Consider the following 13,140-nt stretch of genomic DNA (forward strand, 5'->3'; position numbering starts at 1 on the left):
GTCCTCAATCAGTACAACCAAACGCAAATTAAAAAAAGCAGGCACTCGTGTTTCTATTAAAAGAAAAGTAAAATGTAAATCCAAAAAGAAGTTTGCGCTTAAAAAGAAAAGAGCTGTCAGATCCAGATGTCCTGTGTTACGTGGACCGAGGGGATATAGAGGGTTTCAAGGAAAGACAGGTGTAACCGGGGCTACGGGAATCACAGGAGCAATGGGAATAGTAGGTAGGATGGGGAATACGGGAGCTACTGGCTCGATAGGAATAACGGGATCAACCGGAGTCCGAGGACTTACAGGTACAACTGGTGATCCGGGCGTTACAGGAATTACGGGGGCGACTGGATCAACCGGAACTACAGGGATAAAAGGTGTAACAGGTGCCACGGGAATTACTGGTGATCCAGGAGCGACAGGCACAACAGGCTCGACAGGGGTAACAGGAGCGACGGGCGATCCTGGAGTGACCGGCGTTACAGGTAATACAGGTGTGACTGGGGCAACCGGAGCCGTGGGAGCAATGGGCATAACCGGTGTAACCGGCGCAACTGGAATGGGAACTACAGGTAGCACTGGAGTGACTGGCACGACAGGGATAACTGGGGCAACGGGCGATCCTGGTGAAACAGGAGCCACAGGAACCACAGGTTTGACGGGAGCAACTGGAGCCGTTGGAGCATTGGGCACAACAGGTGTAACTGGAACCACAGGTAGCACTGGAGTGACAGGTGTTACAGGTAATACAGGTGTGACTGGGGCTACCGGAACGACTGGAACCACAGGTATAACAGGAGCAACAGGATCCATGGGAGAGATGGGGACTACCGGTGCAACCGGAACCACAGGTGTAACGGGCTTAACTGGGGTAACAGGATCTACGGGCGTAACTGGTGTGTCAGGAGTAACAGGAACGGGAACTACTGGAACTACTGGAACTACTGGAACTACTGGAACTACTGGAACTACTGGTGCAACGGGATCTACGGGTATAACTGGTGCGACGGGAGCAACCGGAACTGGAACAACAGGAACGACTGGTGCTACAGGATTAACAGGTGCCACCGGAACGGGAACAACCGGAGCTACCGGAGCAACGGGAACAGGAACGACAGGAGCCACTGGTGCAACGGGTCTTACTGGGGTAACCGGTGCGACCGGCGCAACCGGAACTGGAACAACCGGGGACACAGGTGCAACCGGAACAGGAGTAACTGGCGTGACAGGAGCAACGGGAACAGGAACGACAGGAGCTACTGGTGCAACGGGCTTAACTGGGGTAACCGGTACGACAGGATCAACCGGAACGGGAATAACCGGCGCGACGGGTTCAACTGGGGTAACTGGTGCGACAGGGGCCACAGGACTTACTGGAGTAACTGGCGTGACAGGCGCCACCGGAACAGGAGCAACTGGGGCCACAGGCGCAACCGGCGCAACGGGAACGGGAACAACCGGAGCCACTGGTGCGACGGGTGTAACTGGAGCGACAGGTGCAACCGGAACAGGAACAACTGGTGCGACAGGTGAAACGGGCTTAACTGGGGTAACTGGAGTGACAGGGGCAACGGGAACAGGAACAACGGGAGCTACTGGTGGGACGGGATCTACGGGTGTAACCGGTCTGACAGGTGCCACCGGAACGGGAACGACCGGCGCCACTGGTGCAACAGGGCTTACTGGGGTAACTGGTGCGACAGGAGCCACCGGAACCGGAGCTATGGGAGCCACAGGTGCAACGGGACTAACTGGCGTAATGGGTGTGACAGGAGCAACGGGACTTACTGGGGTAACAGGTGCGACAGGTGCAACCGGAACGGGAACAACCGGAGCAACGGGGATTACTGGAGTAACTGGTTTGACAGGGGTAACGGGAACCGGAACAACTGGAGCCACAGGCGCGACTGGTTCAACGGGTGTAACTGGTGTAACTGGTGCTACAGGCGCAACTGGTATCGGAACAACAGGAGCTACAGGGGCTACTGGAGCCACGGGACTTACTGGAGTAACTGGTGTGACAGGCGCAACCGGAAGCGGAACAACTGGAGCTACAGGTGCAACGGGCTTAACTGGGGTAACCGGTGTGACAGGTGCTACCGGAACGGGAACAACCGGAGCAACGGGGCTTACTGGAGTAACGGGTGTGACAGGTGCAACGGGAACCGGAACAACTGGAGCCACAGGCGCGACGGGTTTAACAGGTGTAACTGGTGCGACAGGTGCCACCGGAACTGGAACAACCGGAGCTACTGGTGCGACGGGTTCAACGGGACTTACTGGAGTAACTGGTGTGACAGGTGCAACCGGAACAGGAACAACTGGAGCTACAGGTGCAACGGGCTTAACTGGGGTGACCGGTACGACAGGAGCAACGGGAACAGGAACGACGGGAGCTACAGGTGCAACGGGTCTTACTGGAGTAACTGGTGCAACAGGCGCAACCGGAACAGGGGCTACTGGAGCCACAGGTGCAACGGGTCTTACTGGGGTAACTGGAGTGACAGGTGCAACGGGAACGGGAGCTACAGGGGCTACTGGAGCCACGGGTCTTACTGGGGTAACCGGTACGACAGGAGCCACTGGAACGGGAACGACCGGCGCCACAGGTGCAACAGGGCTTACTGGGGTAACTGGTGCGACAGGAGCAACCGGAACCGGAGCTACGGGAGCCACAGGTGCAACGGGACTTACTGGAGTAACTGGTGCGACAGGTACAACAGGAACGGGAACAACAGGAGCCACAGGAGCTACGGGTTTTACTGGAGTAACAGGAGTGACAGGAGCAACGGGAACAGGAACAACTGGAATCACTGGTGCAACAGGGCTTATTGGAGTAACTGGTGCGACAGGGGCAACCGGAACCGGAGCTACGGGAGCCACGGGTGCAACGGGTCTTACTGGAGTAACAGGAGTGACAGGAGCAACCGGAACAGGAACGACTGGGGCTACTGGTGCAACTGGGCTTACTGGTGTAACTGGTGCGACAGGTGCCACCGGAACTGGAACAATTGGAGCTACTGGTGCGACGGGTTCAACTGGTATAACCGGAGCCACAGGATTTACTGGCGTGACAGGTGCAACGGGCTTAACTGGGGTAACAGGAGTGACAGGATCAACCGGAACGGGAATAACCGGAGCGACCGGCGCGACGGGTTCAACTGGGGTAACTGGTGCGACAGGGGCAACCGGAACAGGAACGACAGGAGCCACTGGTGCAACGGGTCTTACTGGAGTAACTGGTGTGACAGGGGGAACGGGAACCGGAACAACTGGAGCCACAGGCGCGACGGGTTTAACAGGTGTAACTGGTGTGACAGGTGCAACAGGAACCGGAGCAACTGGAGCCACCGGTGCAACGGGTCTTACTGGGGTAACAGGGGCGACCGGTGCAACGGGAACGGGAACAACAGGAGCCACAGGTGCAACGGGTCTTACTGGAGTAACAGGTGCGACAGGTGCAACAGGAACGGGAACAACTGGAGCTACCGGAGCAACGGGCTTAACTGGGGTCACCGGTACGACAGGCGCAACGGGAATAGGAACAACTGGAGCTTCTGGTGCAACAGGACTTACTGGGGTAACAGGTGTGACAGGTGCAACAGGAACGGGAGCTACAGGGGCTACTGGAGCCACCGGCTCAACTGGGGTAACTGGTGGAACAGGTGCTACCGGAACGGGAACAACTGGAGCTACCGGCGCGATAGGATCTACTGGGGTAACAGGTGTGACAGGTGCCACCGGAATAGGAACAACTGGAATCACTGGTGCAACAGGGCTTACTGGAGTAACTGGTGTTACAGGCGCAACCGGAACAGGAACAACTGGAGCCACAGGAGCAACGGGTCTTACCGGGGTAACTGGTGTGACAGGGGCAACGGGAACCGGAATAACTGGAGCCACAGGTGCAACGGGTCTTACTGGAGTAACTGGAGCCACGGGAGCGACAGGATTTACTGGCGTGACAGGGGTAACGGGAACAACAGGAACCACCGGCGCAACCGGAACAGGAGCAACTGGAGCGACAGGCGCCACCGGAACAGGAACAACTGGAGCTACAGGAGCGACGGGATCTACGGGTGTAACCGGTCTGGCAGGTGCCACCGGAACGGGAACGACCGGCGCCACAGGTGCAACGGGGCTTACTGGAGTAACAGGAGCCACAGGCGCGACGGGTTTAACAGGTGTAACTGGTGTGACAGGAGCAACGGGAACTACTGGTGCAACGGGACTTACTGGTATAACAGGTGCCACGGGTTTTACTGGAGTAACTGGTGCGACAGGTGCAATCGGAACGGGAACAACCGGAGCTACCGGAGCAACGGGACTTACTGGAGTAACTGGTGTGACAGGAACAACCGGAACAGGAACGACTGGGGCTACTGGTGCGACGGGTTCAACTGGTATAACCGGAGCCACAGGATTTACTGGAGTGACAGGTGCAACGGGCTTAACTGGGGTAACAGGAGTGACAGGATCAACCGGAACGGGAACAACCGGAGCAACGGGGCTTACTGGAGTAACTGGTGTAACAGGGGCAACGGGAACCGGAACAACTGGAGCCACGGGAGCCACAGGATTTACTGGCGTGACAGGTGCAACAGGGACCGGGGCTACTGGAGCCACAGGCGCGGCTGGTTCAACGGGTGTAACTGGTGCTACAGGCGCAACGGGTATCGGAACAACCGGAGCCACTGGTGCGACGGGTGTAACTGGAGCGACAGGCGCAACAGGAACAGGAACAACAGGAGCTACAGGGGCTACTGGAGCCACGGGACTTACTGGAGTAACTGGTGTGACAGGTGCAACGGGAACAGGAACAACGGGAGCTACTGGTGCGACGGGATCTACGGGTGTAACCGGTCTGACAGGTGCCACCGGAACGGGAACGACCGGCGCCACAGGTGCAACGGGTTTAACAGGTGTAACTGGAGCAACGGGTGCAACGGGTCTTACTGGAGTAACTGGTGTTACAGGCGCAACCGGAACCGGAGCTACGGGAGCCACTGGTGCAACGGGCATTACTGGGGTAACTGGTGTGACAGGTGCAACGGGAACAGGAACAACCGGAGCTACCGGAGCAACTGGTCTTACCGGTGTAACTGGAGCTACAGGTGCAACGGGCTTAACTGGGGTCACCGGTACGACAGGATCAACGGGAACAACCGGAGCCACGGGAGTAACGGGTCTTACTGGAGTAACTGGTGTTACAGGCGCAACCGGAACCGGAGCTACGGGAGCCACTGGTGCAACGGGCATTACTGGGGTAACTGGTGTGACAGGTGCAACGGGAACAGGAACAACCGGAGCTACCGGAGCAACTGGTCTTACCGGTGTAACTGGAGCTACAGGTGCAACGGGCTTAACTGGGGTCACCGGTACGACAGGATCAACGGGAACAACCGGAGCCACGGGAGCAACGGGTCTTACTGGAGTAACTGGTGCAACAGGCGCAACCGGAACAGGAGCAACTGGAGCCACAGGTGCAACGGGTTTTACTGGAGTAACAGGAGTGACAGGAGCAACGGGAACAGGAACGACTGGAGCTACTGGTGCAACGGGTCTTACTGGGGTAACTGGTGCGACAGGTGCCACCGGAACTGGAACTACGGGAGCCACAGGTGCAACGGGTCTTACTGGAGCCACAGGCGCGACGGGTTTAACAGGTATAACTGGTGCAACAGGTGCTACCGGAACGGGAACAACAGGAACAACAGGAGCCACAGGTGCAACGGGTCTTACTGGAGTAACAGGTGTGACAGGTGCAACAGGAACGGGAGCTACAGGGGCTACTGGAGCCACCGGCTCAACTGGGGTAACTGGTGGAACAGGTGCTACCGGAACGGGAACAACAGGAACCACCGGCGCGACAGGATCTACTGGGGTAACAGGTGTTACAGGCGCAACCGGAACCGGAGCTACGGGAGCCACTGGTGCAACGGGGATTACTGGGGTAGCTGGTGCGACAGGTGCAACCGGAACTGGAACAACCGGAGCTACCGGAGCAACGGGACTTACTGGAGTAGCTGGTGCGACAGGTGCCACCGGAACTGGAACAACCGGAGCCACTGGGGCAACGGGGCTTACTGGAGTAACTGGAGCCACGGGAGCGACAGGATTTACTGGCGTGACAGGTGCAACGGGTTCAACTGGGGTAACTGGTGCGACAGGTGCAACCGGAACAGGAGCTACGGGAGCCACTGGTGGAACGGGCATTACTGGGGTAACTGGTGTGACAGGTGCAACCGGAACAGGAACAACTGGAGCCACAGGTGCAACGGGTCTTACTGGGGTAACAGGTGTGACAGGTGCCACCGGAATAGGAACAACCGGAGCCACTGGTGCGACGGGTGTAACTGGGGTGACAGGCGCAACCGGAACAGGAACAACTGGAGCCACAGGAGCAACGGGTCTTACCGGGGTAACTGGTGTGACAGGTGCAACGGGAACAGGAGCTACGGGAGCCACAGGTGCAACGGGTCTTACCGGGGTAACTGGTGTGACAGGTGCAACGGGAACAGGAGCTACGGGAGCCACAGGTGCAACGGGTCTTACTGGGGTAACAGGTGTGACAGGTGCCACCGGAATAGGAACAACCGGAGCCACTGGTGCGACGGGTGTAACTGGAGTGACAGGCGCAACCGGAACAGGAACAACTGGAGCCACTGGTGCAACGGGCTTAACTGGGGTCACCGGTACGACAGGATCAACGGGAACAACAGGAACCACCGGCGCGACAGGATCTACTGGGGTAACAGGTGTAACTGGTGTGACAGGTGCAACGGGAACAGGAACAACTGGAGCCACAGGAGCAACGGGTCTTACCGGGGTAACTGGTGTGACAGGGGCAACGGGAACAGGAGCTACGGGAGCCACAGGTGCAACGGGTCTTACTGGGGTAACAGGTGTGACAGGTGCCACCGGAACAGGAGCTACGGGAGCTACAGGTGCAACGGGGGCTACTGGTGTAACTGGTGTGACAGGTGCAACGGGAACAGGAACGACTGGAGCTACCGGAGCAACAGGACTTACGGGTGAAACAGGTGCGACAGGAGCCACGGGAACGGGAACAACGGGAACAACCGGCGCCACAGGATTTACTGGTGTAACCGGAGTGACAGGTGCAACGGGAACAGGTATAACCGGATCCACCGGCGCGACAGGATCTACTGGGGTAACAGGTGTGACGGGCGCAACCGGAACCGGAGCCACTGGCGCGACGGGTTCAACGGGTGTAACGAGTGCAACTGGTGCGACAGGTGCAACGGGAACGGGAACAACAGGCGCAACTGGGGCTACCGGGGCGACCGGAGTTACTGGATCCACGGGAGCCACAGGGGCTACGGGTGCATCAGGGCCCAATCTAGCTGCACAAGGATTTTCTGCATTTTTGGCTAACCTATCAACAACAACCAGTGCACAGTTAACCAACTGGAGTACAGCAAGTCCTTACTATGGTAATGCAAATTTTAATGCAACTACAGGCAATTACACGGCGCCGAATACGGGGACCTACTCGATTGTGGCAACAATCAATTTTTCTACAACTGCCGCAATCGCCATCTCATTGGGTGCTGGGGTCAATCCAGCGTTTCTGGTGCAAAGAACATCCCCCACTACGACTACATTGGTCAATGGACTATTGCCAATCCTGAATATCAGCGTAACGCTACTTACGTTGCGGGCAGTTCTTGGTAGTGGAGCCGTAACGCTAGCGGCGCAGGTTACGCTGAATGCAGGCGATGTGATTGGGTTGTTTTACGCAGCGAATGGATTAACGATTACTCTGAACTTGGGGATTGGAGCAACGAACGGTATTGTATGGTCAGTACACGAATTGACATGAGGTATTAATTCTTCAGCACCCCACCTATTTAAAAATAAGACAACACGAAAACAGATCCGGGTTGGATCTATCGTTAATATCCAACCTGATCTGTTTTTTTACATACAGGACGAAGTCGTTAAAATTTGGTTTCGTTATAGTTAACAAGCATGTTAGATATTTTTAGGTCTGATGACAAGAAATCTGTCGTGATATTCAAAAAAATGACCCCAACTCATATAATAACGCTAATCCTTATGAAAATGATGTAAGGGATTGAGACGGAATCATCGTCTTTATCCATATGGTAAATGAATTAGGCTGCTTTGAACTTGCAGAATATCCATTAAAAAAACAAATTATTACACAAACATAACATTAAACGAGCGGTTCGTAGCAGCATACGAGTGGACGTTGAAAGGGTTGATGAATGATGAGCCTTGAAACATTAAACCAACGAGTACAAGATGATCTGGCTTATCTCGCATATGGAGGTGCGGATTGGATTCGCCCACGCGAACATGACGAAGGCCATATCTATGATGTCGTTATTGTAGGTGGTGGGCAGAGCGGTTTGGGGGCTGCTTTTGGATTCCTGCGTGAGCGGATATCCAACATCCTGGTCATTGATGAAAATGCCGCAGGGTTGGAGGGACCTTGGGAAACTTACGCGCGTATGGTCACGTTACGTACACCAAAACACCTGACTTCCATTGATCTCGGTATTCCTTCGCTGACGTTTCGAGCATGGTGGGAGGCTCAATCAGGCTCCTCCGGATGGGATGCGGTTGATAAAATTCCGCGCAGCGAATGGATGAACTATCTGCGCTGGTACAGGCAAGTGCTTAATCTGCCTGTCATGAATGAAGTAAAACTGAGACTGATTGAACCTGCAGATGGAGGCTTACACCGGCTGCACATTACGGGTGCAGGGGCTCCAAGTAATATGTTGCTGGCACGAAAGGTTGTCTTGGCTACGGGCATCCAGGGTGGTGGAGAGTGGCATGTACCACCGATGATCGCTGAGAAAGTACCTAGGCATCTTTACGCTCACACGTCGGAGCTGATTGATTTTGAACGGTTACGAGGAAAAAGGATTGCCATACTTGGCGGCGGAGCTTCAGCCTTTGATAATGCCAACTTTGCACTAGCCACAGGTGTGGCTGAGGCCCACGTATTTGTGCGGCGGGAACAATTGCCGAGCATTAACCCGATACGTCAGATGGAACAATCCGGTATGATCGAACGGTTTCACGTTTTGTCGGACGAGGATAAGTATGCGACCATTTCCCATTTTTTCAAATACAATCAGCCACCAACCAACGATACCTTCAACCGAGCCGCTGCATGGCCAGGCTTCCAATTACATCTTCAAGCACCTTGGCTGGATATACAGATGAAGGATGGGAAAGCGGTAGTGACTACGCCACAGGGACAGCACTCCTTTGATTTTCTGGTCATAAGTACGGGGATGGTGAGTAATCCGTCACTGCGTCCCGAGCTCAGAATGGTGGAGGCACATATTGCACGCTGGGCAGACCGGTTTCAAGCTCCGACGGTACAGAGGAATGCACTGCTTGACGCACATCCCTACCTTAGTCCCGGGTTTGCAATGACCAGCAGAGATGAGGAGGGGCAGGATAAGCTGCGTGGGTTGTTTGTCTTTAATTACTCTGCACTTGCAAGTTGCGGCCTGTCCGCCTCAGCAATATCGGGGACAAAGAATGCTGTGCCGAAGTTGGTTTCAGCTGTAGCCGACCAGCTTTTCCTGGATGACCGGGAACAGATCTTGGAGCAATTTTTTAAGTATAACGAGCAGGAATTTACTGCGAGTTGGGTGAAGAGTGAAGTTGGAATCTGAGTATTCAAAATAACCGTACAGCGGGGTAAGATGCTGTACGGTTTTCCTTTTTCTAAAGTTACATTTACGGGTGCTTATATAATGCTGTAAAATATCGAATTATACAGCGTTAAGGCAGGCGATAGATTATTGTGAGAATCATGGATTATGAGGGGTTCAGAACCCATTTGAAGAAAGCGTCACGCAAACGAAATGAACCCTTGATCAAAATTGTAGCTTTTCAGGAAAAGTATATGAAGATTGAAGAGATCCAATATTATGATGTAGAGCAGAACTATATGAGTGTTCAGGCGTGTAATACGCTGTGGATGAACTTGAAGGATAAATCGTTCCGCAATCTGGTGTCCCATGATCTGAAGTATTTCCAAACCATGGACAACCTCGGCCGTCATTCATTGGAGAATCTAATTAAAGAACTGTACGACATGGCTGTTCCAATCCTGCTGGATTATGATCCAAGTGATTTTTATAGTTTGCAGCAGTTGTCTGAAATTCTGGTACTGGATGAGATGAAGCTAGTAGAGAAATTGGAGATGGGGCGTTTCAAGGGTGCATTTATTAATGAAGAAGGAAATTGGGTAAAACCCAAACCAGACAGGGCTGAGCTATTCCTATAATTGAAAAAAGAGACTCGTGTCAATTCCATAATGACCGAATATCCATTCTGCAATGGTACGCCGAATACGGCACATTGCAGTTTTTTTCATTAACGAACTGTCTACGAAGAAGTCTCAGCCGTTTCGTTTCACGACAAAAGAGTCTCCGCTTGGTCCCGGTGTTCCTGGAATGGAAACAACCTGTTTTTGCTGAATCATGATGCCTTTCTCTTTGACGATGAAGCCGGGGCAGCGACCGTTCAGGCGACAACACTTGAAGGTGACAGGCGTGATTTTTGCCATCCGGGAGATGGTGTTTCCCAATGATGGAGCTTCTACAATCCATTCCGCGGATGATTGCTGGCCTGCATATTGCTGAACGGTGCGGAAAGTCCAATTTTGGGTCAGGTTATGAAGTGTGATACACCAGCGAGTTCGATTGATTCTGTAAATGGCCGCTCTCATCCGATCTCCCGGTGATACAGGAAAAGGGATGATCGTTTCAACGTCCGGAAGAATTTCCCACCAGGCATAATAACTAGCTTGGCCGTTAACCCAATCATGGCCTGTTCCAGTCTGAATGAGATTGGAATTCTCGTATCCATCAATTCCGATCCAGGCTGAGGAGTATGAGGACTTGGACGATGGTAAAACAAAGGGCACGTTCCATTCAGCCGAGATACGTCTGAATTCAGCTTTGTCACCCGCTCGGGCATAACCACTCCAGTTGGAGGAAATCCACCCGAAGCGTAGTGAAGAATTTGTTTTGCCTGTTTGAGGTATACAGGGTTTTCGGCGTTTGTTTCGATTATTCGCCATACGGCCACCTCCAATGTGAAAATAGAGACGAAATCATTCGTTCGATATTATCAAATGCAGTGAAGACGAAAGAGGACATGGACAATCTGAGAAAGAAATAAGGTTTGAATGATTTTGAACGATATTTAGGGTTGAATGCGATCTTTGATGTCTATAAAATGTCGAATGTTGATGGTTTTTGAATGATTTTAAATTAATTTGAATGAAAGTGATTGTTTTTTGAGGGATTTATGTTACTATAAAAGCAGTTGGAGGAATGAAAATGCTAACTGAAGAACGATATGCTGCAATTATACAGCGCTTACACGAAAGAGGCATTGTGAAACTGCAAGAGCTCGTCGATGTGCTGGGTGCTTCTGAGTCAACGATACGGCGCGATTTGATTGATCTGGAGAGTCGTCAGATGCTGAAACGCATACATGGTGGTGCTGCTCTAGTGAATGAAAAGACGCCGGAACCTGGTATGGAAGAAAAAACGTTCAAAAACATTCAACAGAAAACGGCGATTGCTCGTTTAGCTGCACAGGAAATCAACAATGGTGAATGTATCTATCTGGATGCAGGGACGACGACATTAGCCATGATTGCCTATATTGAGGCCAAGGACGTTACGGTAGTGACGAACGGACTTTCTCATGTAGAAGCGCTGGTAAGTAAACGAATACGCAGCTATCTGCTTGGCGGAATGATGAAAATTCACACCAAAGCCGTGATTGGCAGTATCGCATTACAGAACATGGACAACTTCCGTTTTGATAAATGTTTTATCGGAACCAACGGAGTGGATGCCGAAATGGGGTATACAACTCCCGATCCGGAGGAAGCCTTGATTAAAAGACGTGCACATCAATTGTCCGGGAAATCCTACGTGCTGGCTGATTCCAGCAAAATTGGGGAAATTACTTTTGCCAAACTGTTTGACCTTGAGGAGGCAGACTTGATCACAGAACGTATGCCGGAACACTGGCGCTCTGTAATCGCCCAGAAAACTAAAATAATTGAGGGATAGCCATGATATATACCGTAACACTTAATCCTTCCATTGATTACATCGTGGAAGTGGATGATCTGAAGCTTGGTGATTTGAATCGTATGAATCGGGAACTGAAACTTCCTGGAGGCAAAGGCATTAACGTATCGCGAGTGCTTAATCAACTGGGAGCCAAAAACACTGCACTCGGATTTCTGGGAGGGTTCACAGGCCGTTTCATTAATGACAAATTGCAGGAAGACAAGATTCTGACGGACTTCGTTACCATCGCAGATGATACCCGAATTAACATCAAGCTGAAGCATGGGGAAGAGACAGAGATTAACGGACTGGGACCAGCCATTCGACCAGAGGAAGCAGAAGGGTTGCTTAACAAGTTATCCGCATTGCAAAAAGGAGATATCGTCATTCTTTCGGGAAGTGTACCACCTTCACTGGGAGCTGATTTCTACAATCGTCTGATCAACGTGTGCAAACAAACGAGTGCCGAATTTGTAATCGACACGACAGGACCCGCTTTAATGGATGCTTTGGTACATGAACCGCTGCTGGTGAAGCCGAACCATCACGAACTAGCTGAACTTTTCGGAGTAACCATCGACACTCAAGAGGAACTGGTGACCTATGGTCGCAAGCTTTTGGAAGCAGGTGCCAAACATGTGTTGATCTCCATGGCAGGAGAAGGAGCGCTGTTGATTACCAAAACAGATGTCTACCATGCGAGCGTTCCAAAAGGTGTCGTGAAAAACTCGGTTGGTGCTGGAGATTCCATGATCGGTGGATTCGTAGGTACATTTGGATTAAACGAAGACCTGCTTGAAGCGTTCCGAACGGGTGTTGCTTCGGGTAGTGCAACGGCTTTCTCAGATGATCTGGCGACTCGTGAACTCATCGAAGAGCTGCGTACTCAAGTCACCATAACCAAAATATAGTCCGTACAAAATGAATGGAATACAGGCCCCTTTTTAGAAGAGGGGATTCAGTTAATAGCAGATAACAGCGTAAAAAGTACAATTATAAGTCGGTCTGTATCACGCAGGCTGACTGAATTTAAGGG

At 52.5% G+C, this 13,140-nt stretch carries 6 protein-coding genes; 5 read left to right on the forward strand and 1 reads right to left on the reverse strand.

Going from position 1 to position 13,140, the window contains the following annotated elements; translation table 11 throughout:
* Positions 1–133 precede the first annotated feature (133 nt).
* From PTQ21_RS15070 to PTQ21_RS15080, 3 genes are all read left to right on the forward strand, one after another.
* Entirely contained in the window at positions 134–7,837 is a 7,704-nt protein-coding gene (locus PTQ21_RS15070; RefSeq protein WP_420800365.1) for a hypothetical protein, read from the forward strand.
* A 412-nt stretch (positions 7,838–8,249) separates the two neighbouring features.
* Positions 8,250–9,677: an FAD/NAD(P)-binding protein gene (locus PTQ21_RS15075; RefSeq protein ID WP_063564926.1), complete on the forward strand. Its 1,428-nt coding sequence runs from the start codon at positions 8,250–8,252 to the stop codon at positions 9,675–9,677.
* A 167-nt stretch (positions 9,678–9,844) separates the two neighbouring features.
* Positions 9,845–10,294: a hypothetical protein gene (locus PTQ21_RS15080; RefSeq protein ID WP_079694886.1), complete on the forward strand. Its 450-nt coding sequence runs from the start codon at positions 9,845–9,847 to the stop codon at positions 10,292–10,294.
* 114 nt (positions 10,295–10,408) lie between these two features.
* Here the strand turns inward: PTQ21_RS15080 and PTQ21_RS15085 are convergent, their stop codons facing one another.
* Complete coding sequence (locus tag PTQ21_RS15085) at positions 10,409–11,092, reverse strand: G1 family glutamic endopeptidase (RefSeq protein WP_274570366.1); 684 nt, start codon at positions 11,090–11,092, stop codon at positions 10,409–10,411.
* 262 nt (positions 11,093–11,354) lie between these two features.
* Here PTQ21_RS15085 and PTQ21_RS15090 point away from each other — a divergent pair, with 262 nt between their 5' ends.
* Together PTQ21_RS15090 and pfkB are read left to right on the forward strand one after the other, a co-directional pair.
* Positions 11,355–12,101 carry a DeoR/GlpR family DNA-binding transcription regulator gene (locus tag PTQ21_RS15090; RefSeq protein ID WP_274570367.1) on the forward strand — a complete coding sequence of 249 codons (747 nt, stop codon included), beginning with the start codon at positions 11,355–11,357 and terminating at the stop codon, positions 12,099–12,101.
* 2 nt (positions 12,102–12,103) lie between these two features.
* On the forward strand, positions 12,104–13,015 hold the full coding sequence (pfkB, locus tag PTQ21_RS15095) for a 1-phosphofructokinase (RefSeq protein WP_274570368.1): 912 nt from the start codon (positions 12,104–12,106) through the stop codon (positions 13,013–13,015).
* Positions 13,016–13,140 lie beyond the last annotated feature (125 nt).

It is taken from the genome of Paenibacillus marchantiae (genome assembly GCF_028771845.1).
Classification (GTDB): Bacteria; Bacillota; Bacilli; order Paenibacillales; family Paenibacillaceae; genus Paenibacillus; species Paenibacillus marchantiae.